Origin of the sequence: Kitasatospora cystarginea (assembly GCF_039533515.1) — a bacterium.
Lineage (GTDB): Bacteria > Actinomycetota > Actinomycetes > Streptomycetales > Streptomycetaceae > Kitasatospora > Kitasatospora cystarginea.
Map to the genome: position 1 here is coordinate 49,698 of NZ_BAAATR010000029.1, position 21,958 is coordinate 71,655.

18 protein-coding genes are annotated in these 21,958 nt (G+C 71.4%); 4 read left to right on the forward strand and 14 right to left on the reverse strand.

Going from position 1 to position 21,958, the window contains the following annotated elements:
- The first annotated feature begins 271 nt into the window (after positions 1-271).
- Positions 272-979 carry a DedA family protein gene (locus tag ABD369_RS27260; RefSeq protein WP_344639250.1) on the forward strand — a complete coding sequence of 236 codons (708 nt, stop codon included), beginning with the start codon at positions 272-274 and terminating at the stop codon, positions 977-979.
- 91 nt (positions 980-1,070) lie between these two features.
- Here ABD369_RS27260 and pyrE read toward each other — a convergent pair whose 3' ends face one another.
- From pyrE to ABD369_RS27300, 8 genes are all read right to left on the reverse strand, one after another.
- Positions 1,071-1,607, reverse strand: coding sequence for an orotate phosphoribosyltransferase (pyrE, locus tag ABD369_RS27265; protein ID WP_344639196.1), 537 nt, complete (start codon positions 1,605-1,607; stop codon positions 1,071-1,073).
- Between the two features lie 171 nt (positions 1,608-1,778).
- A complete protein-coding gene (locus ABD369_RS27270; protein ID WP_344639197.1) occupies positions 1,779-3,101 on the reverse strand; it encodes an SRPBCC family protein in 1,323 nt (440 codons plus the stop codon).
- 291 nt (positions 3,102-3,392) lie between these two features.
- Positions 3,393-5,132 carry a spermine/spermidine synthase domain-containing protein gene (locus ABD369_RS27275; protein ID WP_344639198.1) on the reverse strand — a complete coding sequence of 580 codons (1,740 nt, stop codon included), beginning with the start codon at positions 5,130-5,132 and terminating at the stop codon, positions 3,393-3,395.
- An 89-nt stretch (positions 5,133-5,221) separates the two neighbouring features.
- On the reverse strand, positions 5,222-5,851 hold the full coding sequence (locus tag ABD369_RS27280; RefSeq protein ID WP_344639199.1) for a DUF2617 family protein: 630 nt from the start codon (positions 5,849-5,851) through the stop codon (positions 5,222-5,224).
- Positions 5,852-6,542: 691 nt separating this feature from the next.
- Positions 6,543-7,703: a pyridoxal phosphate-dependent aminotransferase gene (locus ABD369_RS27285; RefSeq protein ID WP_344639200.1), complete on the reverse strand. Its 1,161-nt coding sequence runs from the start codon at positions 7,701-7,703 to the stop codon at positions 6,543-6,545.
- Between the two features lie 423 nt (positions 7,704-8,126).
- On the reverse strand, positions 8,127-8,669 hold the full coding sequence (locus ABD369_RS27290; protein ID WP_344639201.1) for a type III secretion system chaperone family protein: 543 nt from the start codon (positions 8,667-8,669) through the stop codon (positions 8,127-8,129).
- Between the two features lie 296 nt (positions 8,670-8,965).
- Positions 8,966-11,581 carry an ATP-dependent chaperone ClpB gene (gene clpB, locus ABD369_RS27295; RefSeq protein WP_344639202.1) on the reverse strand — a complete coding sequence of 872 codons (2,616 nt, stop codon included), beginning with the start codon at positions 11,579-11,581 and terminating at the stop codon, positions 8,966-8,968.
- 170 nt (positions 11,582-11,751) lie between these two features.
- Complete coding sequence (locus ABD369_RS27300) at positions 11,752-12,684, reverse strand: LysR family transcriptional regulator (RefSeq protein ID WP_344639203.1); 933 nt, start codon at positions 12,682-12,684, stop codon at positions 11,752-11,754.
- 598 nt (positions 12,685-13,282) lie between these two features.
- Between ABD369_RS27300 and ABD369_RS27305 the strand changes: the two genes are divergently transcribed.
- Positions 13,283-14,251 (forward strand): LuxR family transcriptional regulator, encoded by a 969-nt coding sequence (locus ABD369_RS27305; RefSeq protein WP_344639204.1) that lies wholly within the window; start codon positions 13,283-13,285, stop codon positions 14,249-14,251.
- Entirely contained in the window at positions 14,238-15,218 is a 981-nt protein-coding gene (locus ABD369_RS27310; protein WP_344639205.1) for a LuxR family transcriptional regulator, read from the forward strand. Before ABD369_RS27305 ends, ABD369_RS27310 begins: the two co-directional genes overlap by 14 nt.
- A gap of 10 nt (positions 15,219-15,228) precedes the next feature.
- Here ABD369_RS27310 and ABD369_RS27315 read toward each other — a convergent pair whose 3' ends face one another.
- Positions 15,229-15,855 carry a hypothetical protein gene (locus ABD369_RS27315; RefSeq protein ID WP_344639206.1) on the reverse strand — a complete coding sequence of 209 codons (627 nt, stop codon included), beginning with the start codon at positions 15,853-15,855 and terminating at the stop codon, positions 15,229-15,231.
- Positions 15,856-16,192: 337 nt separating this feature from the next.
- On the opposite strand from ABD369_RS27315, the gene ABD369_RS27320 reads away from it, so the two are divergent.
- Positions 16,193-16,375, forward strand: coding sequence for a hypothetical protein (locus ABD369_RS27320; RefSeq protein WP_344639207.1), 183 nt, complete (start codon positions 16,193-16,195; stop codon positions 16,373-16,375).
- Positions 16,376-16,505: 130 nt separating this feature from the next.
- Here the strand turns inward: ABD369_RS27320 and ABD369_RS27325 are convergent, their stop codons facing one another.
- From ABD369_RS27325 to dnaK, 5 genes are all read right to left on the reverse strand, one after another.
- Positions 16,506-17,495: a LuxR C-terminal-related transcriptional regulator gene (locus ABD369_RS27325; protein ID WP_344639208.1), complete on the reverse strand. Its 990-nt coding sequence runs from the start codon at positions 17,493-17,495 to the stop codon at positions 16,506-16,508.
- A gap of 214 nt (positions 17,496-17,709) precedes the next feature.
- Positions 17,710-18,246: a heat shock protein transcriptional repressor HspR gene (locus ABD369_RS27330; RefSeq protein WP_344639209.1), complete on the reverse strand. Its 537-nt coding sequence runs from the start codon at positions 18,244-18,246 to the stop codon at positions 17,710-17,712.
- A gap of 4 nt (positions 18,247-18,250) precedes the next feature.
- Positions 18,251-19,399 (reverse strand): molecular chaperone DnaJ, encoded by a 1,149-nt coding sequence (gene dnaJ / locus ABD369_RS27335; RefSeq protein ID WP_344639210.1) that lies wholly within the window; start codon positions 19,397-19,399, stop codon positions 18,251-18,253.
- Between the two features lie 111 nt (positions 19,400-19,510).
- Entirely contained in the window at positions 19,511-20,119 is a 609-nt protein-coding gene (gene grpE / locus ABD369_RS27340) for a nucleotide exchange factor GrpE (RefSeq protein ID WP_344639211.1), read from the reverse strand.
- On the reverse strand, positions 20,116-21,954 hold the full coding sequence (gene dnaK / locus ABD369_RS27345; RefSeq protein ID WP_344639212.1) for a molecular chaperone DnaK: 1,839 nt from the start codon (positions 21,952-21,954) through the stop codon (positions 20,116-20,118). The genes grpE and dnaK overlap by 4 nt, the downstream gene beginning before the upstream one ends.
- Positions 21,955-21,958: the final 4 nt, after the last annotated feature.

The following is a 21,958-nucleotide window of genomic DNA, read 5'->3' on the forward strand; positions in this document are numbered from 1 at the left end:
GAGGCAGTTGCTGGCCGGCGCGACGCTGCGCTGCGGCTCCGGCACCCGGTTCGACGGTGCCGACCGCGGTACGAGGGACGAGGGTGGTTCCATGACCGCGAGGCGGACACCCGTGCCATCTTCCCAGACTCGTCCCCCGGGGTCACCCAGCGGCCCACCACCTGGGACGGAGCCCTTCGAAGCGGGCCGCGAAGGCGCTGCCGGGGCCCCGCCGTACCGGTGTCTTCAGCTCTTCGCCAGCCCGGAACGCTATCCTGCGCGCGTGGACACCATGAACCAGCTAGCCGTCAACGTGCTCGACGCAAAGTCGCTGATCTCGTCGCTGGGTGCCATCGGGCTGCTCGCGATCATCTTCGCCGAGACGGGCCTGCTGGTCGGGTTTTTCTTCCCCGGCGACTCCCTGCTGATCCTGGCCGGAGTGGCCGCCTCCAGCGCCGCCTCCACGGTGCTGGGCGAGGGCGCCAGGCTCCCGGCCGCGGTGCTCTTCCTCGGCGCGCCGATCTGCGCCGTCGCCGGAGCGCAGCTCGGCCATCTGATCGGCGCCAAGGTCGGACCACGGCTGTTCGACAAGCCCGAGTCGAAGATCTTCCGCCGGGAGTACGTGGTCAAGGCGGAGGAGTACTTCGACAAGTTCGGCCCGGCGAAGGCCGTGGTGATGGCCCGCTTCATCCCGATCGTGCGGACCTTCCTCAACCCGGTCGCGGGCACGCTGGAGATGCCGGCCAAGACCTTCTTCGCCTGGAACGTGGTCGGCGGTGTGCTGTGGACCGAGTCCATGCTGGCGATCGGCTACTTCTTCGGTGACGCGATGGCGCCGGTGATCGACAAGTACCTGATCCCGGCGATGGCGCTGATCGTCCTGATCTCGGTCTCGCCGATCATCGTCGAGGTGCTGCGGGAGCGCAAGAAGAAGAAGGCCGGCCTGGCCACCGAGGGCAGCGAGCCGGTCACCGGGGGCGGCCGCCACCGCAAGGTCTGAACGGGGCGGCCCGGACGACGGCGACGGCCGGTGTTTCACGTGGTTTCACGTGAAACACCGGCCGTCGCCGTAATCTGCTCGACCTCCGGGTTTACAGGCCCAGGTCGTCCAGGGTGTAGGCGGTGTAGTAGGGCAGACCCGCCTTCTCGATCGCCGGGGCTGCGCCGCGCTCCACGATCACCGCGACGCCGACCACCTCGGCGCCGGCCTCACGCAGCGCCTCGACGGCGGTGAGCACCGAACCGCCGGTGGTGGAGGTGTCCTCGACCGCCAGCACCCGGCGGCCCTTGACGTCCGGGCCCTCGATCCGGCGCTGCAGACCGTGCGCCTTGCCCGTCTTGCGGACCACGAAGGCGTCGAGCTTGCGGCCGCGGGCGGCGGCGGCGTGCATCATCGCGGTGGCCACCGGGTCGGCGCCCAGGGTCAGCCCGCCCACGGCGTCGTACTCCAGGTCCGCGGTGGCGTCCAGCATGACCTTGCCCACCAGCGGCGCCGCCTCGGCGTCCAGCGTGACGCGGCGCAGGTCCACGTAGTAGTCGGCCTCCAGGCCGGAGGAGAGGGTGACCTTGCCGTGTACGACGGCCTTGTCCTTGATCTGCGCCAGCAGGGCGTCGCGGTCATTGTTCATGAGCAGCCAGTCTAGGCCCCGGAGCCCCTGCGCGACCGCGAAGGGCCCGCACCGGCACGGCGGAACCCGTGGAGCCGGAACCGGCCGCGCATGCGGCCGGTCGCACCCGGGCCAGCGTGCGTGCGCAACCGCGGGTCGCCGGTGGACCCGGTCCCGTCTCCCCTGGGGGCGTCAGCGTCGGCGGAGGGCGCGCACCAGGATCACCGCGCCACCGATCAGCGCCACTCCACCGCCGATCACCCACGGCATCGCGCCGCGGTCACCGATCGGGCCGCCGCTGACCGGGGTCACGTCCGTTCCGGCCCAGCGGGTGGCGGCCCGGTCACGGGCGCTGCGGGCGGGCGGCGCGGGCGCGTACCGGCCGCGCGGCGGGGCGTGGTCCACCTCCTCGGCCGAGCGGCCGACGATGCTCCGGCGCACCGGGCCGGTGAGCGGTTCGTCCGCCGAGCCGAGACCTTGCTCGTACTCCTGCTCGAACTCGTGGGGCAGGCCCGCCGGGGAGTCGGGGATCTCGACCGCCTCCTCGACCGTTTCCTCCTCGGCCTCGCCCGTACCCTGTGCGGCTTCCGCCGCCTCGGTCGCACCGGCCCCTTCCGTCACGCCCGTCTCGGCTGCCTCTTCGGCTGCCTCGGCAGTCTCCTCGGCCTCCGCAGCCTCAGCCGCCCCGGCGGTCGCTTCCTCCGGCTCGGCGGCCCCGGCCTCCGGAGAGGCGGTCTCGGCCTCGGCGGCCTCGGCGGCCTCGGCGGCTTCGGTGGCTTCAGCGGTCTCGGTGGCTTCAGCGGTCTCGGTGGTCTCGGTGGTCTCGGCGGGCTCCTCCTGGCTCTTCGCGAAGACGGCCTCGTCCGAGAAGGGGATCAAGTCGGAGAGGTCCTCGTCCAGGTCGCTGCCGAAGCCCGGGGCGTGGGCCTCCAGGTAGACGACGGTGGCGCCGGGCGGCTCCTCGCCGGCGGCCTCGGCGGCCAGCGCGGCGGCGAACCGCTCCAGCAGTCGACGACCGGCCGCGGCCAGGGTGGCGGAGTCCAGCTCGGCCAGCCGGCCGCTCGCGCTCAGGTCGCCGGTGAACCGCAGGGCGGTGCTCGGCGTCTCCTCGTCGTCGGCCGGGGCGACGGCGATCCTGACGGTCGCGCTCGCCTCGCCGCTGCCCCGCGACTCCTGGCCCTCGCCGAAGGCGGTGAGGACACCCTCCCGTCCCCCGATCAGCGAGAGCACGCCACGGTAGGTGATGGTGGAGCCGCCGATCCGCAGCCGGAGCCGGCCGCCGATCTCGTCGCCGAACGCGTACCGCGAGGCCTTCTTGGCGGCGTTCTTCCGGCTCCGGCCGCCCTTGCCGGACTTCTTGGCGGCGTTCTTCGCGGCGTCCTCGGCGGCGCCGGCCTCGGCGTCCTCATCGGCGTCGGTGCTCAGCCCGGGCACACAGCGGACCAGCAGTTCCGGATCCTGCATGGCCAGCTGGACGACGGCGGCCGGCAGCGGGACGACAACCTCATGCTCCATGCCCGCGAGCCTACCGACCCGTCCACCCGGGGCGAGAGCTAGCGGGCAGGTTCTTGGCACCGGTGCCGTCCCCGTCGCCCGACCGGCTCACTCAGTGCAGTCATCCGACTTCGCCGGGTGCGTGCGCGGCGAGCACCCCGCGGCGGACACCCCGCGGTGGACGCGATGGAACGGGACATCCCGGTAGGCCGTGCGCCCCTGACGCCCTCTCGGATGCCGTCTCGTGCCGCGTCGGACAGAGCGGGCCGGGCGAGCCCGGGCCCGGGCGGAGCAGGTCCGGGACGGCCGCGCTCACCCGAGCAGCGTGATCGGCGCCGCCGCCCCGGTCGGACGGCGCTCGGCCAGCCGCCGGGCGGCCTCGCGCAGCCCGGCGGCGGTCAGCGAGCGCGGCGCCGGGGCGTCCGCACCGAGTGCCAGCACGGGCTGCTCCCGCCCGGCCAGTACGAAGGCCGAACCAGGCAGTGGCCTGCCCGAGCACTGGTGCCCGCCGTCCTCCCCCTGGTACGGGACGGTGCGCAGTCCGACCGCCCGCAGCCCGGCCTCGGCCGACCAGAGCGCGGGACCGACCGGTCCGGTCCGGACCGCCAGGCGCCCGTACGGCGCCAGCCGGCGTGCGGCCAGGCCGTAGAACTCCAGCGACGCGTACTTCTCGCCGCGCCGCCCGTCGGTCCCGGGCAGGTCGGAGACGATGACGTCGAACGGCTCACGCGTCGACCTGCGGTCCGAACGCAGCCAGCGGAGCGGATCGGCGACGACCAGCCGGACCCGTGGGTCGTCGAAGGCGTGCTCGCTGAGCGCGCCGAGCGCCGGGTCCGCGCGTACCAGGGCGGGCAGCGCCGGGTCCTGTTCGACCACCACCACCGACCGCACCCGGGAGTGCCGCAGCACCTCGCGCAGCGCCAGCCCGTCGCCGCCGAGCACCAGGACCCGGGCGCCGGGGCCGGCGGCCAGCGCGGGATGGACCAGCGCCTCGTGGTCCCGGTACTCGTCGGGGCCGCAGACGGCCAACCGGCCGTCCAGGAACAGCTCCAGCGGCGGATCGGAGGGACCGTTCACCCGCGACGGGCCCCCGGTGCGCTGCGGCGGGACCCGGTCGGCGGCTTCGACGACGGCCGGGGCCCAGGGAGCCGCCCAGGGCACGGCGGGCCGGGCGGGTCCGCTCAGCACGATCTCCTGGAACCGGCTCTGGGCGGCGAAGCGGACCTGGGCCCCGTACAGGGCGTGCCGGGCGGCCCGCTCGATCGCACCGGTGAAGGCGGCGGCTGCGGCCAGCGCGGCCAGCACCAGGCCGCAGCCGGTCCACAGCAGCGTCCGGGCCCGGGGCGGCGGCTCCTCCCGGAACAGCCAGAGCACCACGGCCGCGCCCGCGACGGCGTTCACCGCCCCGGTCAGCAGCGCCCCGGTGGCCTGGCCGAAGGTGGGCAGCAGCAGGAACGGGAAGGCCAGCCCGCCGATCAGCGCGCCGACGTAGTCGGCGGCGAACAGGTCGGCGGCGGCGCGGCCGGCGTCCTCGCAGCGGATCCGCTGGATCAGCGTCATCAGCAGCGGGATCTCGGCGCCGATCAGCGCCCCGATCACAAAGGTCATCCCGACCAGTCCGGCCATGGTCGCCCGGTACTGGTCGAGCCAGGCCCAGCAGGAGTACAGCATCAGCACCGAGAGTCCGCCGACCAACGCCAGCGCGCACTCGATCGCGGCGAAGGCGGTGGCCGGGCGGCGGGCCAGCCGCTTGGCGAGCAGCGAGCCGACGCCCATCGCGAAGACCATGACGGACAGCACCACGGAGGTCTGGGTCATCGAGTCGCCGAGCAGGTAGCCGCCGAGGGCGACCAGTTCCAGCTCGTAGACCAGACCGCAGGCCGCGCAGACGAACGCGGCGAGCAGCACCAGCGGCCGGGCCGGCCGGCGCAGCCGCCCGCCCGGTATGGCGTCCCGGGCGCGGACCGCCCCTGCACCGATCCGGCCGATCAGGGCAGGGTCTGCGGAGTCGAGGCCCGGCTGCGCCGGCGGGCCCGCGGATTGGTTGATCATGAACAAACGCTAGGCGACGTACGGCGCTCGGGGCTGCGCCCATTCGGGGGACAGGGTGGCGCGTGGAGTTGACGCCTCATCAGCACGGGTTACCTGCTTGACCCGTCGGGGTGAACCGCCGGGCCGACGGTATCCGGCGGAGCGCTGCGCACCACCAGGGAGGAGCGGGTGCAGACCAGCCGGCCCTCCTGCGGGTACGCGTGCCAGGTCCGCCACAGCACGCGGTGCTGGTCGCCATGGGCCATCAGGGCGGTGAAGGCGCTCGGATCGCCGGGGAAGACCCCGGCCAGCGCCCGGGGGTGGCCCTCGACCAGCGACAGCAGTTCCTGGGCCCTGGCGGCGAAGATGTGCCGTGGCAGTTCCTCGATCCGGGCGGCGAACTCGTACTCCCAGCCCGCCACCTGCTTGGCCACCCGGGCCGGGAGCGGTGTCCGCTGCCCCGGCATGCAGGCGACGGTCTCGAGGCACTCGCCCGGTCTCGCGGCCAGGATCACCTGGTGGGAGGCGCCGAGCAGGCGCAGCTGCAGCGTCCCACCGGCCCGCGCGGCCGGCGCGTCGTCCTCCCTCCGGCCGCCTGGACCGCTCCGGGTGTCCATGCCGTCCGGGCTGTCCAGGATCAGGTTGTGTACGGCGAGCGCGGGCAGCGGGTCGCCGCCCAGGCGCCAAGCCAGGTCACCGGCGCAGGTGTCGGTGTAGGAGGTCTGCAGTGTGGTGAGCATGCTCGACTCCGCTTTTCAACTCCGTGCGCGCCGGCCGAGCAGCAGCAGACCCCGCTGATGGCGGGCTGTAGAAGGCTGTGCTGCGGTCACTGGCGCGGCCGACCATGGAAGGAAGGATTCCGGCTGGAGATTCAGCAGCAGAGAAGCACGAATTCTCCGGGTCCGTCAGGGATTTACCCATCTTTGCCAGCCATTCACCGTTCTGGATGCAGCCGCGTTCGCGGTCTGATCAGAGGCATGAACAAGTCTGTCCGATGCGAGCCTATTCATGCCGGGTGCACGTCCCAGGCGCCCGGCGTGCGCCTCGCGCGCCCGGCGTGACTGGTGTGAACTGGCGGGCAGTTGTGAGTTATGCGCCCTCTCGGTCGAGCTGACGCACCGGGAACCGATCCTGATCATTCCGCTTGCGCCCGATGGTCCACCGGGGAACGGCGGGCACCCCGCCGAGCGGTCCGGCGCTCGACCGGGCAGCGGTGGCCGGGACGGGGGAAGCGGCGGCCGCCGACGGCCGGGCCCGGGGCATCCCGGGACGGCGCGGCGGCCGCGGCCAGCGCTCGGTGCCCGCCGCTGGCGGTCGGTGGTGAGGCCCCAGCCGACCTGTTCGCCCCGGTAGGCGATCTCTGCCGCATCGGTGTGAACTCGCCGCCCGTTGCCGGGGATTGAGCGACGCGGCGCCATTCGCCGACCGGGCTCAGAGCCGCCCGAGCCGTTCGACGGCCTCCCGCAGGACCTCGTCCCGCTTGCAGAAGGTGAACCGCACCAGGCTGCGCCCGGCCTCGGTGTTGTCGTAGAAGACGACGTTGGGGATGGCGACCACACCACAGCGTTCGGGCAGCGAGCGGCAGAACTCCAGGCCGTCCTTCTCGCCGAGCGGGGTGATGTCGGTGGTGATGAAGTACGTGCCCTCGGGGCTGAAGACCTGGAAGCCGGCGGCCGACAGGCCGTCGGCGAGCAGGTCGCGCTTGCGCAGCAGGTCGGCGCGGAGGGCGTCGAAGTAGCCGTCGGGCAGGTGCAGGGCCTCGGCCACGGCGTACTGGAAGGGGCCGGCGCTGACGTAGGTGAGGTACTGCTTGGCCGTGCGGACCGCCGAGACCAGGGGAGCGCTCGCGGTCACCCAGCCGACCTTCCAGCCGGTGAAGGAGAAGGTCTTGCCGGCCGATGAGATGGCGACGGTGCGCTCGCGCATACCGGGGAGGCCCGCGATCGGGTGGTGTCCCGTGGCGAACACCAGGTGCTCGTAGACCTCGTCGGTGATGACCAGCAGGTCGTGCTCGACGGCGAGTTCGGCGATGGCGGCGAGCTCCGCGGGGGTGAGGACGGTGCCGGTGGGGTTGTGCGGGGTGTTGATCAGCAGCAGACGGGTGCGCGGGGTGATCAGCGAGCGCAGCTCGTCCAGGTCGGGGCGGAAGGACGGCTGGCGGAGCGTCAGCGGCACGCGTACGGCGCCGGCCATCGCGATGCAGGCGGCGTAGGAGTCGTAGAAGGGCTCGAACGCGATCACCTCGTCGCCGGGTTCGAGCAGTGCCAGCAACGCGGCGGCGATGGCCTCGGTGGCACCGGCGGTGACCAGTACCTCGCTGTCCGGGTCGTACGCCAGCCCGTAGAACCGTTGCTGGTGTTCGGCGATGGCGGTGCGCAGCCCGGGGATGCCCGGGCCGGGCGGGTACTGGTTGCCGCGTCCGGTCAGTACCGCCTCGGCGGCGGCCTCGGCGATCTCCCGGGGCCCGTCGGTGTCCGGGAAGCCCTGGCCGAGGTTGATCGAGCCGGTGGCCGCGGCCAGCGCGGACATCTCCGCGAAGATCGTCGTCCCCAGCCCCGCCAGCCTGCGGTTCAACAGCGGTCGCGCACCCATCTCGGCTCCTCGCGGTTCGTGGTGCGACCATCCTCCGGGTGCGGGCGGAGGACGACAAGTCCACTGCGGGAGAAGCACATCGCGTCCGTCGCCGCCACGCGCCGGTCGGCGGGAACGCCTGGAGAGCGGTCGGCGCGGGGCCAAGGAACGTCCGATGATCCGGAGAGCGGAGAAACGACGGACAGTCTCCCGCGCGGCGTGTCCCGCGCGTGGCACCCCAACGGGGTACCGGCCGGGGGGCGGACAGTTGACGAGGGGTCCGGGCGGATCCGGGGCCGCACGCCGACCACGGAGGCCGGCGCCCGATCCCCTCCCGCGGCGGGGCCGCCACGGTGTCGGACAGCGGCTTGGGGACGGGCCCAGACGCGTCCGGGCCCGCCGCCCCCGGGCGGGGGTGGCGGGCCCGGACGCGTGCGCGCGGGGTCAGCCCTCGTCGGAGGAGTCGTCCTCGCCCTGCTCGCCCTCGATGTCCTTCTGCAGCCCGAGGCGCTCGATGATCCACTGCTCGAAGCCGACGGCGGCCTGGGTCCAGTTGGCGGTGGTGGTGACGAAGTAGTCCAGGTTGACGCCGGTGCCGACGATCATCTGGGCCTCGCCGATCAGGCGGACCACGCCGTCCTCGTGGGTGTGGGTGTAGACCTTGGGCCAGAGGGTCTCGCGGTTCCACTCGTCGATCAGGTCGAGGATCTCGTGCTTGTCCTCGAGCGGGTACGCGCGGTCGTAGAAGGCGCGCACCGCGAAGAGTTCCTTCTGCTCACCGCGGAACATGTAGTAGACGCGGAAGCCGTCCCACGGCGCGGTGAGGTCGCCTTCGTCGTCCACCAGGTGCTTGAGCTGCATCTGGTCGAGCAACTGCGCCACCAGGGCCTGGTCGGGGACGACCACGGGCGGCGGACCGGCGGGGCGGCCACCCTGCGGGGGCTGCGGCGCGCCGAAGGAGGGGATGGACGACGGGTCGATGCTCATGATGGGAGGTCCTTCGTATTCTCAGTGCACAAGGGTGGCTGGAACTGAGGGGCCGCCCTTCCATGTCCCCATCCTGCCTCATTCCGCGCTCACGACACAGGGGACGCCTGCGCGTCCGCCCGGAAGATCCAGAACGGGCCGGTTTGCCGGTCCTGGACCGTCCTCGCGACCACCCCGGGAACCGCCTCGGCGACGTCCCGGAGGAGGTCGTTGCACAGGTCATCCCGCAGGTCAACGCACAGGTCATCGCGCAGTTCGTGGAGCCGGGGCCGGGACGGTGCGTCCCGGCCCCGGGGTCACTTCTCCAGCGAGGTCACCGGGTGCTGGGCCCGTACGGTGAGCTGGTCGCCGGCCTCGTCGCGCTCGACCACCACGGTGTCCCCGTCGCGGACCTGGCCGGCCAGGATCGCCCGGGCCAGCTGGTCGCCGATCGCGGACTGCACCAGCCGCCGCAGCGGCCGCGCCCCGTAGGCCGGGTCGTAACCGGTCAGTGCCAGCCAGTCGCGGGCCGCCTCGGTGACGTCCAGGGTGAGTCGGCGCTCGTGCAGCCGTGCGCCGAGCCTGGCGACCTGGAGGTCGACGATCCGGCTCAGCTCGGCGGTGCCGAGGGCGTCGAAGACCACGATGTCGTCCAGCCGGTTCAGGAACTCCGGCTTGAAGGCACTGCGCACGGTGTCCAGCACCAGCTCCTTCTTCCGCTCCTCCGGGGTGCCCGGGTCGACCAGGTACTGGCTGCCGAGGTTGGAGGTGAGGATCAGGATGGCGTTGCGGAAGTCGACCGTCCGGCCCTGGCCGTCGGTGAGGCGGCCGTCGTCCAGCACCTGGAGCAGCACGTCGAAGACCTCCGGGTGGGCCTTCTCCACCTCGTCCAGCAGCACCACGCTGTACGGGCGGCGCCGGACCGCCTCGGTGAGCTGGCCGCCCTCCTCGTAGCCGACGTACCCGGGCGGGGCGCCGACCAGGCGGGAGACCGAGTGCTTCTCGCCGTACTCGCTCATGTCGATCCGGACCATCGCCCGGTCGTCGTCGAAGAGGAAGCCGGCGAGGGCCTTGGCGAGTTCGGTCTTGCCGACACCGGTCGGGCCGAGGAAGAGGAACGAGCCGGTCGGGCGGTCCGGGTCGGAGAGGCCGGCCCGGGTGCGGCGCACGGCGTCCGAGACGGCCTGGACGGCTTCCTTCTGGCCGATCAGGCGGCGGCCCAGCTCCTCCTCCATGCGCAGGAGTTTGGCGCTCTCGCCCTCCAGCAGCCGGCCCGCCGGGATGCCCGTCCAGGAGGCGACCACATCGGCCACGTCGTCCGGACCGACCTCCTCCTTGACCATCGCGGCACTCGCGTCCTCGTCCGCCGCCCTGGCCTGGGCGTCGGCCAACTCCCGTTCGGCGGCCGGGATCTCGGCGTACATCAGCTTGGAGGCGCGCTCGAAGTCGCCGTCGCGCTGGGCCCGTTCGAGCAGGCCGTGCAGGTCGTCCAGGCGCTCCTTGAGCTCACCGACCCGGTTGAGGCTCTTCTTCTCCTGCTCCCAGCGGGCGTTGAGGGTGCTCAACTCCTCCTGCTTGTCGGCCAGATCGCGGCGCAGCTTGCCCAGCCGCTCGACCGAGGCCGGGTCGGACTCCTTCTCCAGCGCCAGCTCCTCCATCCGCAGGCGGTCCACGGCGCGCTGGAGCTGGTCGATCTCGACCGGGGAGGAGTCGATCTCCATCCGCAGCCGGGAGGCGGACTCGTCCACCAGGTCGATGGCCTTGTCGGGCAGGAAGCGGGCGGTGATGTAGCGGTTGGACAGGGTGGCGGCGGCGACCAGGGCGGCGTCCGAGATCTGCACCTTGTGGTGCGCCTCGTAGCGGCCCTTGAGCCCGCGCAGGATCGCGATGGTGTCCTCGACGCTGGGCTCGCCGACCAGCACCTGCTGGAAGCGGCGCTCCAGCGCCGGGTCCTTCTCGATCCGCTCGCGGTACTCGTCCAGCGTGGTGGCGCCGACCATGCGCAGCTCGCCGCGGGCCAGCATCGGCTTGAGCATGTTGCCCGCGTCCATCGCGGAGTCGCCGCCCGCACCCGCGCCGACCATGGTGTGCAGCTCGTCGATGAAGGTGATGACCTGGCCGTCGCTGTCCTTGATGTCGTTCAGGACGGCCTTCAGGCGCTCCTCGAACTCGCCGCGGTACTTGGCTCCGGCGACCATCGCGCCGAGGTCCAGGGCGACCAGCCGCTTGCCGCGCAGCGACTCGGGCACGTCACCGGCGACGATCCGCTGGGCCAGCCCCTCGACCACGGCGGTCTTGCCGACACCCGGGTCGCCGATCAGCACCGGGTTGTTCTTGGTGCGGCGGGAGAGCACCTGGACCACCCGGCGGATCTCCTGGTCCCGGCCGATCACCGGGTCCAGCTTGCCGTCGCGGGCGGCCTGGGTGAGGTCGGTGCCGTACTTCTCCAGCGCCTTGTACGTGCCCTCCGGGTCGGGGGAGGTGACCCGGGCGCTGCCCCGGACGTCCTTGAACGCGGCCAGCAGTGCCTTGGGGGTCGCGCCGTGCTGCTTCAGCAGGTCGGCGACCGGGCCGCCCTCGGCGGCCAGGCCGACCAGCAGGTGCTCGGTGGACACGTACTGGTCGTCCAGGTCCTCGGCGCGCTTGCCGGCCTCGGTGAGCACGGCCATGGTGTCCCGGGCGAGCTGCGGTGCGGACACGGTCGAGCCCATGGCACTGGGCAGCGCGGTCAGCTGCCGGCGGGCGGCGGCGGTGACGGCTGCGACGTCCGCGCCGACCGCCTCGAGCAGGGGGCGGGCGATGCCCTCCGGCTGCTCCAGCAGGGCCAGCAGGATGTGCACCGGCTTGACGTCCGGGTTACCTGCGGCGCTGGCCTGGCGGATCGCGGCGGACAGGGCGTCCTGGGTCTTGCTGGTGAACTTGCTGGCATCCACTGCTGGCGTGCTCCTCTCAAAATGGTGACTCGTACAGCATGCACTAAGTTGAGTCTATTCCACTCAGGTCTGCTCCGGGAGGCCGGGTGCGGCCCGGGCGGCGCGGGGAGCCGCGCGTGGCGGACGGCCGCTGCGCCCGGAGCGTCCCGGCGGGCCGTGCGCAGCCGGGGCTACCTTCTCGAGGCTCCCGCGTCCCCCGTCCGTCCGGTCTTGCGGGTGAGGCCCAGCAGGGTGCGGGCGGGCCCGCTGGGGCGCTGGCCGGCGGGCCAGACCGCGCGCAGCGGGCGGTGCAGGTCGACCCCCTCCAGCGGTACGGACACCAGCCGCCCGGTGGCCAGTTCCTCGACCACCACCAGTTCGCTCAGGCAGACCGGCCCGGCACCGGTCATCGCGGCCGCCTTGAGTGCGGTGGAGGAGGCCAGCTCCAGTCGGGGCGGGGCCGTGCCGCCGAAGGGCGTCAGCGCCTGGTCGAGCACCTCGCGGGTGCCGGACCCCGGCTCGCGCAGCACCAGCGGGGTCGCCGCCAGTTCGGGCCCGGTGATCACCGAGCGGCGCGCCCAGGGGTGGTCCGGTGCGACCACGACCACCAGCCGGTCGGCGGCCACCACCGCACCGGACAGCCCGGCGGGCGACCGCGGGCCCTCCACGAAGCCGAGGTCCGCCTGCCCGGCCAGCACCTGGGCGGCGACATCGGCGGAGTTGGCCGTCCGCAGCGTCACCGCCGTGCCGGGGTTGGCCTCGTGCAGAGCCAGCAGCCACCCCGGCATCAGGTACTCGGCCACCGTCAGGCTGGCCACCACCCGCAGCCGGGCGTCCCGGCTCCCGCGCAGTGCGTCGATGCCCGCGTCCAGCGCCTGGGCCGCCTCCACCACGCCGCGCGCCCACTCCACCACCAGCTGCCCGGCCTCGGTCGGCCGTGAACCGCGGGGCGACCGCTCCAGCAGCGCCACCCCGATCTGCCGCTCCATCCCCTTGATCCGGGCGCTCGCGGCCGGCTGGCTCACGCCCAGCTCCGCCGCCGCCCGGCCCACACTGCCCAGCCGGGCCACCGCCAGCAGCAGTTCCAGCGCGCCGAGCTCGGGAACGTGGGTTGAGAGAGCCATAGGGCCAGCCTATGTCTTCATCGGCCGGGCCGGGCCGTGCCGTCGCCGACCCCGGCCAGGTGGCCCCACCTAGCAGTTGTCAAGTGCGCGTCAGCAAGTACAAATGCTGGTAAAGACGGGGAAACCCCATGGCCGCCCGGCCCGGCTCCCTGCATGTTCCTGCACTTGCGGGAACCTGCAACCGGACGCCACTTGTTCCGTCAGCCTCCCGCTGTGAGGGTGGAGCCACGCCAGGTCGTCCAGGCAACCGCAGCCTGAGGACGGCGACTTGCTCTTCAACGTGGGTGCGCAGGGTCTTCGGACCATGCCGACGCGCATCGGGGGGAAGAGCGCCGGACGGGACGCCATGTGTGGTGATGGCCCCCGGAACCGGAGTCGGAGAGGCGTTGCTGCTCCGCCTCTCCGAAAGCGCCTCGGCAATGGCGTGCCGCAGCGGGCTTCCCGCGGGTTTCAGAGCGCAGCCGCGCCTGGCCCCGGGGGGCCCGCAGCTACAGGGCTCCAGCGACTCCGACGGCCGAGCCTGCTGAGATCATGATCCAGAACGGCAGAGGACGGCAGAGGGAAGTCGGCAGGGGTGCTCGAATTGGGTGCGGATCCGGTGGCCGACCAGGGATCCGGAGTACCGGGTGAGGCCGCCCGCCGGCTCTATCTGGCGGTGCTCGCCGAAGGCGGCCGGATACCGGCCACGGGCATCTCCGCCGCGGACTCGGCGGCCCGGGACGAACTGGTCCGGATCGGCCTGTTGATGGAGAACCCGCTCGACGACGCGTACTTCGCGGTCAGCCCGCGCGCGGTGGCCGAACGGATCGGCGCCCGGCTGCGCTCGTCGGCCACCCGCCTGCTGCTGGAGGCGGAGGAACTCCCGACCGTCCTGGACGGACTGGCCCGCGCGTACGACTCGGTCCGAAAGCCCCCCGTGGACCCGCTGGCACCGGTGGTCCTGGAAGGCGGCGAACGGATCCGCCACCGGGTCGCCGAACTGGTCTCGGAGTGCCGGCACGAACTGCTCACCGCCCAACCGGGACCGAGGCAGCCCGAGACCATGACCCTGGCCCGGCGCCAGGATCTGGAGCTGGTGCGCCGGGGTGCGTCGCTGCGCGCGCTCTACCAGCCGGTGGTGCTGGGCGAACCGGCCACCGTGGACTACGCGGTCGCGATCGCCGAACACGGCGGCGAGGTCCGGGTGTTGGACGAGCCGTTCCAGCGGATGATCATCATCGACCGTGCCGTGGCCGTCGTCCCGGCGGCCGACGACCACAGCCGGGCCGCCTTCCTCACCGACCCGGCCGTCCTGTCCTTCCTGCTCGCCGTCCACGAGCGGGACTGGGCCCGCGCCGATGCCGTCCGCTGGTCCGCCCCCAAGGCGCGGACCACTACCCACTCCGCCCCCGACCGGGTCGGCCGCCTGCTCGCTGCCGGCCTCACCCAGCGGGCCGTCGCCACCCGGCTGGGACTCGGCGAGCGCACGGTCGCCGGACACATCGCCCGGCTGCGGGCCCGCTACGGCGCCCAAACGCTTTTCCAGCTCGGATGGTTGATGCGGGGTGAGGGGCGTGACGGTGAGTGAGGCCGGGCTGGTCGCGTTGCCGGACGAGGCCGAGCGGGCGTTGTACTTCGCGGTGCTGGAGCAGGGCGGACGGGTGCTGTTCCGGGACGTCGCCGAGTCGGACGCGCCGGCGGTGCTGCGGCTGCTCGAGCTCGGGCTGCTGGTGCACCACACCGAGGACGCCTCGCTGACGGCGGTGAACCCGCGCTCGGTCGGCGAGCGGATCAGCGCCGGGCTGCGGGCGGCGGGCACCCAGATGCTGGTTCAGGCGGAGCAGATGCCTTCGCTACTGGGCGAGTTGACCGAGGCCTACGACGCCTCTCCGCGCAAGGTGGACCGCTCCAGCGAGGTGCAGCACGTCGACGACATGGAGGAGATCCGGCATCGGATCCTCCAGATCGAGGCCGACAGCCGAGAGGAGATATCGGCGGCGCAGCCCGGACCACGGCCGGCGGGACATCTGGCCCAGTCGATGGAACGTCTGCGTCGGTTCCTCGACAGGGGTGGCAGCAGCCGGACGATCTACCAGCCCGAGGTCAGGGATGATCCGTCAACTCTCCAGTACGCGGCGGTCACCAGTGAATGGGGCGAGCAGATCAGGATCCTGGCCGAACCGTTCACCCGCATGCTCATCTTCGACCGGCGGATCGCGGTGATCCCGGCCGCCGCGGACAACAGCAGTGCGGCGTTCATCGAGGACCCGGCGGTGGTGGCCTTCCTGGTGGGCGTGTTCGAGCGGGACTGGGAGCGGGCCGAGCGGGTCCAGTGGCGCAGCGCCAAGCCGGAAGGCGGCGCGGTCCCGGCCCATGAGCAGGTCGGCCGGCTCCTGGCTCAAGGGCTGACCCAGCGGGTGGTAGCCGGTCGGCTGGGGCTGAGCGAGCGCACGGTCGCGGGTCATATCTCCCGGCTGCGCGAGCTGTACGACGCCCAGACGCTGTTCCAACTCGGCTGGCAGATGCGGGGAAGCGAGGTGCCGTCGGGTGAGTGACGCGCGGTGGTCAGCCGGTCGCTACCTCGGAGCCCCAGTAGTCGAACGGGCCGGAGGCCGGGCGCTCCTGGCGGGGCGTCGGGAACGCGTCACCGGGGGCGGTCCAGAAGCCCTCGCGGAGGGAGAGGGCCATGCCCGCCCAGTCGAGCGCGGTCTCCACGGTGTGGCGCAGCGCCTCCTGGGACCAGGTGTCGTCGAAGACCAGCGGCAGCACCGGTGCGACCTGCTCGATGGTGGCGATCAGCGGGTTGTGCGTGATCGCCTCGTCCACCAGCAGCACCACCGGCTTGCGCAGCGCGGAGGCCCAGCCGAGCTCCAGGCTCACACCGGCCGAGAGCGGGGCGCCGACGTAGGCGAAGACCAGGTCGGCGGTCTGCAGCGCGCGGAAGTCGGACGGCACCCGGGGCTCGGGGGCCCGTCCCTCCACGGTCCAGGCGTCGCTGTGGTGAGCGCTGTACACGGCCGCGCCGCTGCGGAGCAGCGTCGAGCGGAGGGTGGTCAGCCTGGTCCGGCTGGCCAGGGTCACCACGCTGTCGGCCGGACCGGTCAACCGCATCAGCGGCGCGGCCAGGAACACCCGTGCGCGCCGACCCTCGGGGGTCTGGACGGCGCGCTGGCGCAGGTAGGGCTCACTCATGTCGACTCCGGGGGACGGCCGACCGGGTATCGGGGGATACCGGCAGGCTCTGTTGATGGGGGCAACTCAAGCAAAAACTTGATGGTGCGCTGCTATCTCGAGATATTTGAAGGTACATCGGCAAGAATGGCGATCTTGGCGAGACTATCGGGAGCGAACTGATCGTCCATCGAGGGCGGCGGCCGCGTCCAGGTTTGCGTCCTGTCATCTGGATGCCTGGCAGGGAGATGACGCACTGTCGACGGGCTGACGGATGACACCGCCTCGCAAGTGCGGCATCATGTGGGCGCCAGTTCTATAAAGTTCGACTCGCGAAACTTGCAGAAAGGGGTGGGTCGTGTCTGGTATGCGTCGGTTTGTCCGCAAGATCGTGATGCCGGTTGCCACCACTGCGACCGTGTTGGCTGCCGGCTTCCTCTCAGTGAGCATCGCGCAGGCGCCGAGCGGCACAACGCAGGCTGCGGGCGTCCAGGTGCAGAACGCACCGCAGGTCACTGCCAGCGATCTCAACTGGGGCTGAGGGGCCGGTCGCGGTCGTTGAGGTGGTTCCCGGGCGTGGGGACTGAGTCTCCAGGTGGGCGGCTGTCCCCCTGCAGATGCCGGGAACACCCCTTCCGTCGGGAGTCGGGAGTCCTCCCAGCGTTCCGCTGCTAGTCGGGCTCCTCGCGGTGCGTGCGTCCGAGCACGTAGCCGAGCTGGAACAGGGAGTCGACGTTGTACTCCTCCCGCATTTCCGCGATATGCCGCGCGAGCGTCCGTTCGCTGATGCCGAGTCTGCGCGCGATGACGCGGTGATTCGTGCCGGACAGCAGCAGCTCGATTATGGTCCGCCGGAGGCGGGACACCACCTGCTGTGGGACGGTGCGATTGCCGTCGAACTCCAGCGCCCGACTCCAGTTGCGCTCGAAAACCTCCTCGGCGAGGAAGTTCACGACCGCCTGGTCGTAGATGAAGGCGGCCAGATCATCGCCGGCCACGGGGATTACGGCGAATCTCCGGTTGACGACTATGAGGCGGGCGTAGGGCTCATCGAGTGTCCTGAACTGCCAGCCCTCCCCGGACAGCTTCGCCACGTAGTCACGGGTCGGCTGATGGTATCGAGTGCTGGCGTTGTAAATCGTTCGCATCGTGGCGCCGTGCTGAACGCTTTCCAGATCCCGCTGGAGGCTTGAGGCCAGGAGTTCGGGAGGTCGCGGTCCGCCGGGCTGCATGGCAAGGCCCTCGGTGATTCCACCCGCCATACCCTGCTGAAGCCGCTGATTGATCAGTGCTTTCCCGCGGACGTATTCGATTGCTCCGCCGGTCTTGTCGGGGGTGTGAAAAGCCTCGGCGAGTTCACTGAGATCGAGTGGCAGGGAGACGGCGCGCGAAAGCAGATCGAGTGCCTGGCGCTGCCATATCGAGCTCAGGCTGGCTGACAGCTGGGCCGGGTCGACAGCCAGTAGCGCATCTGGTTCCTCGCTATCGGGGATAAGGAGCCCGAGTTCCAGCAGCTCGGCGAGAGCGGTGCTCTCGCCGAATTCGCCGTGGCCACTGAGCAGGCGGCCATTCTCGCGGATTGCCTTCAGGTAGAGGGCGCGCGCATCCGTGGACAGGGTCCGTGGTCCCGGGACATGTCCTGGCTGCTCTCGCCCACCCATCTGCGGCTCCCTGTCGTCGGCCGGACAAGCAGTCCGTGTGACTCAAAGTCTGGTGCACCAGGGATCTTAAGCTGTGATCACTGTGTGTCAGCTGGGATTTGATGATGGTCTGAGCAACCAGCCCACCGGTGAGTACTCTCCCATTACAGGCCGGCCGCCGATACCCCCCGATGGGAGGGATGGTCGGCGGTCGGCTGTGACGGTCCGTTACGTTCTACCGCTTCGGCCGCCACACCACCAGAGCGCTCGACTGCTGGACCTGCTGGTACGGAACGAGGTCCCGGCGGTACGAGGCGTGGACGGCGGCCTCGCGCTGCTGGAGGGTGATGGCGGCGTCCTCCAGGGAGCCGACCAACTCGGCGATGCGGGACTGGAGGGCGGTGACCTGGTTCTCCAGCTCGATGATGCGCTTGATGCCGGCCAGGTTGATGCCCTCGTCCTGGGACAGGCGCTGAACGTCGCGCAACTGCTGGATGTCACGGGCGGAGTAGCGCCGGCCGCGGCCCGCCGTCCGGTCGGGGCAGACCAGGCCGAGGCGGTCGTACTGACGCAGGGTCTGCGGGTGCAGGCCGGACAGCTCGGCGGCCACCGAGATGACGTAGACCGGGGTGTCCTCGGTCAGCACGTAGTTGGTCCTACCCGCGGGGTTGGCACGGGACGAGGAGGCCCGGCCCGGGCGGGGACCGCCCGGGAGCCCCTCCCCGAAGCCCGGGCCGATCGGGTTGCCGGAGCCGGTCTGGTCCTGGTTCATCTGCTCACGCTCCCTCCGCCGCCTTGAAGAGGGCGGCACGCGGGTCGTCCGAGGCGGTGGCCTCGCGATAGTGCTCCAGTGCGCTCAGTGCGTCGCCGGTGACGTTCTTGGGGACCACGACCTCCACGGTGACCAGCAGGTCGCCGCGGGTGCCGTCCTTGCGGGTGGCACCCTTGCCACGAGCCCGCATGGTGAGGCCGTTGGCGCTGCCGGGCGGCAGCTTCAGCTTCACGGCGGGGCCGTTCAGCGTCGGCACCTCGATGGTGCCGCCGAGCACGGCCTCGGGGAAGCTGACCGGGACCGTCACGGTGAGGTTGTCGCCCTTGCGGCCGAAGACCGGGTGCGAGTCCACGTGGACCGTGACATAGAGGTCGCCGGGCTGGCCACCGCGCTCGCCCTGGGCACCCTTGCCCTTGAGCCGGATGCGCTGGGCGTCCTGCACTCCGGCGGGGATCCGGACCTGCATGGTGCGGGCGGAGCTGGCGCGGCCGCTGCCGTGGCAGACGGTGCACGGGTCGTCGACCAGCATGCCGCGGCCCTTGCAGTCCCGGCAGGGGTCGGAGAGCGCGAAGGCGCCCTGACCCCGGCTGACGGTGCCCGCGCCTACACAGGTCGGGCAGACCCTGGGCGTGGTGCCGGCCTTGGCGCCGGTGCCGGAACAGCTACGGCACGGGGCCTGACTGGTCATCCGGAGCGGGACGGTGGCACCGTCCACGGCCTCCTCGAAGCTCAGCGTCACCTCGGTCTCGACGTCGGCGCCCCGGCGCGGCTGGGCCTGCCGGCCGCCGCGGCCCCCGAACAGCCCGCCGAAGACGTCGCCGATGCCCCCGCCGCCGCCCTGCGAGCCGCTGAACAGGTCGCCGAAGTCGAAGTTGTAGCTGCCGCCGCCGGCCCCACCGCCGCGGAAGCCGCCAGCGCCGAACAGCGACCTGGCCTCGTCGTACTCCTTGCGGCGCTTCTCGTCCGAGAGGACGTCGTACGCCTCGGAGATGTCCTTGAAACGCTCCTCGGCCTTGGCGTCACCCTTGTTGGCGTCGGGGTGGAACTCCCGGGCCAGCTTGCGGTACGTCTTCTTGATCTCGGCGGCGGTGGCGTCCTTGGGCACACCGAGGACCTTGTAGTAGTCCTTCTCCACGTAGTCCTTGGTGCTCATGGCTGCCGCCACCTCCCAGGCCAGAAATAACGGTCAATGCTCGCGGATACGGCGCTGCGGAGCCGTCCGTCGCAACGATGGACGACGTACGACTCCGCAGCGCACAGAGTGTCAGCTTTCGGCCGCACCGTCACCCTTGTCGGACTCCGACTTCTCGGAGGCCTCCTGGGCGGACGTGCTCTGGCTCCCCGGCTGGGGCTCGGCCACCGCGACCATCGCCGGGCGGATGATCCGCTCGCCGATGCGGTAGCCGGGCTGGAGGATCTGCACGCAGGTGTCCTCGGTGACGTCCGAGGAGTAGCTGTGCATCAGCGCCTCGTGCATGGTCGGGTCGAAGGGCTCGCCCTCCTTGCCGAACTGCTGCAGGCCCAGCTTGGCGACGACCGTCTCCAGCGAATCGGCGACGGACTTGAAGCCACCCGTCACCTCGCCGTGCTCGCGGGCCCGGCCGATGTCGTCCAGTACCGGGATCAGGGTCTCCAGGATGTTGGAGACCGCGATCTCGCGGACCGTCAGCCGGTCGCGCTCGACCCGCTTGCGGTAGTTCTGGTACTCGGCCTGGAGGCGCTGCAGGTCGGCCGTCCGCTCGGCGGCCTCGCGCTTGGCAGCGGCGACCTCGTCGGCGGAGGCGTCCGCGACGGCCTCCTCGGCGGCCTTGAGAACGGCCTCCTCGGCGGCGGAGTCGTCGCCGGGCTTGCCGCCCTGGCGCTTCTCCGTCATGCCGCACCACCCTTGGGCTTGTCCTCGTCGACGATCTCGGCGTCGACGACGTCGTCGTGGGCGGCACCGGCGGCGGCGTCACCGGCCGGGGCGCCGGCGGCCTCGTTCTGTGCGTAGAGGGCCTGGCCCAGCTTCTGCGCGGTGGTGGAGACCTTCTCGGTGGCCTCGCGGATCGCCGCGATGTCCTCGCCCTTGAGCTTCTCCTTCAGCTCGGCGATCGCGGTCTCGACCTCGGTCTTGACCTCGGCCGGGAGCTTGTCGGCGTTGTCGGCGATGAACTTCTCGGTCGAGTAGACGAGCTGCTCGCCCTGGTTGCGGGTCTCGACGGCCTCGCGGCGCTTGGTGTCCTCCTCCGCGTACTGCTCGGCCTCGCGGCGCATCCGGTCGACCTCGTCCTTCGGCAGCGAGGAGCCGCCGGTGACGGTCATCTTCTGCTCCTTGCCGGTGCCGAGGTCCTTCGCGGCCACGTGCATGATGCCGTTGGCGTCGATGTCGAAGGTGACCTCGATCTGCGGCAGGCCGCGCGGGGCCGGCGGCAGGCCGGTCAGCTCGAACATGCCGAGCTTCTTGTTGTAGGCCGCGATCTCGCGCTCGCCCTGGTAGACCTGGATCTGCACGGACGGCTGGTTGTCCTCGGCCGTGGTGAAGATCTCCGAGCGCTTGGTCGGGATCGTGGTGTTGCGCTCGATCAGCTTGGTCATGATGCCGCCCTTGGTCTCGATGCCGAGGGACAGCGGGGTGACGTCCAGCAGCAGGACGTCCTTGACCTCGCCCTTGAGGACACCGGCCTGCAGCGAGGCGCCGATGGCGACGACCTCGTCCGGGTTGACGCCCTTGTTGGCCTCCTTGCCGCCGGTCAGCTCCTTGACCAGCTCGGAGACGGCGGGCATGCGGGTCGAGCCACCGACCAGGACCACGTGGTCGATCTCGGACAGCTGGATGCCGGCGTCCTTGATGACGTTGTGGAACGGAACCTTGCAGCGCTCCAGCAGGTCCGCGGTCAGCTGCTGGAACTGGGCCCGGGTGAGCTTCTCGTCCAGGTGCAGCGGGCCCTCGGCGGAGGCGGTGATGTAGGGCAGGTTGATCGAGGTCTCGGAGGACGAGGACAGCTCGATCTTGGCCTTCTCGGCGGCCTCGCGCAGACGCTGCAGGGCCATCTTGTCCTTCGACAGGTCGACACCGTGGCCGGCCTGGAAGACCTTCACCAGGTGGTCGACGATCCGCTGGTCCCAGTCGTCACCACCGAGGTGGTTGTCACCGTTGGTGGCCTTCACCTCGACGACGCCGTCGCCGATCTCCAGCAGGGAGACGTCGAAGGTGCCACCACCGAGGTCGAAGACCAGGATGGTCTGGTCGTCCTTGTCCAGGCCGTAGGCCAGGGCGGCGGCGGTCGGCTCGTTGACGATGCGCAGGACGTTCAGACCCGCGATCTCGCCGGCCTCCTTGGTGGCCTGGCGCTCGGAGTCGTTGAAGTAGGCCGGGACGGTGATGACCGCGTCCGCGACGGTCTCGCCCAGGTAGGCCTCGGCGTCGCGCTTCAGCTTCTGCAGGATGAAGGCGGAGATCTGCTGGGGGTTGAAGTCCTTGCCGTCCAGGTTGATCTTCCAGTCGGTGCCCATGTGGCGCTTGACCGACCGGATGGTGCGGTCGACGTTGGTGACCGCCTGACGCTTGGCGACCTCGCCGACCAGGACCTCGCCGTTCTTAGCGAAGGCGACGACGGACGGCGTGGTCCGGGCGCCCTCGGCGTTCGTGATGACGGTGGGCTCGCCGCCCTCCAGAACGCTGACGACCGAGTTAGTCGTACCGAGGTCGATGCCGACCGCACGTGCCATCGTG